Origin of the sequence: Pantoea sp. SIMBA_079 (assembly GCF_046940275.1) — a bacterium.
Lineage (GTDB): Bacteria > Pseudomonadota > Gammaproteobacteria > Enterobacterales > Enterobacteriaceae > Pantoea > Pantoea borealis.
The window spans coordinates 1-229 of the sequence record NZ_JAWRYR010001029.1 but is presented as its reverse complement, the minus strand read 5'-3'; the positions used below and the strand labels follow the sequence as shown (position 1 = coordinate 229).

At 73.4% G+C, this 229-nt stretch carries 1 protein-coding gene; it reads left to right on the top strand.

All coding sequences use genetic code 11. The features are described from left to right. Window positions 1-229 (top strand): hypothetical protein (locus tag SB719_RS23030; RefSeq protein ID WP_412160171.1); only part of this gene is annotated, 229 nt, incomplete at both ends.

Here is a 229-nt window from a genome sequence, read left to right as displayed (position 1 = left end):
CCCGTGACCTGCTCGCGCTCGGGCGCCTCGACGAGGCGCAACGGCTGCTCGACGAGCTGGGCGACTACAACCGCTACGACTGCGTCTCCACGCTGCGACTGCGCGACTGGCTGCTCGCGCGCGCAAGCGAGAACGGCATCCCGATCGGTGCCGCACCGGCCGAAGAGGCCGAGCTCGCGCCGGACGAATCGCCGCTGCGCGCCGGGCTGCTGGCGTTCGCCGGAGACCC